Below are 255 nucleotides of genomic sequence, written 5' to 3' on the forward strand. Positions count from 1 at the left end.
CGGGTCCTGGGCGCCGCTGCTGGATGGCCATGTTCAGGGCCTCGCAGACGAGCTTGGCAGGCATGCTTGGCGCCATGGACCAGCCGACCACCTTGCGTGCGTACAAATCTATCACGACGGCCAAGTAAAGCCAGCCGGAGCCGGTGCGGATGTACGTGATGTCCGATACGTATGCCATGTTGGGCGCGGGCGGATTGAACTGCCGGTTCAGCACATTGGCGGCGATCGGCAGGTCGTGCTTACTGTCCGTCGTGT

The 255-nt window shown here is 62.7% G+C and carries 1 protein-coding gene; it reads right to left on the reverse strand.

The window, feature by feature from the left end; all coding sequences use genetic code 11:
* A partial coding sequence (locus GTP77_RS31515; protein ID WP_161075772.1) for a DDE-type integrase/transposase/recombinase occupies positions 1–255 on the reverse strand: 255 nt, incomplete at both ends.

The organism is Pseudoduganella aquatica (genome assembly GCF_009857595.1).
In the GTDB taxonomy this organism is placed as follows: Bacteria; Pseudomonadota; Gammaproteobacteria; order Burkholderiales; family Burkholderiaceae_D; genus Rugamonas; species Rugamonas aquatica_A.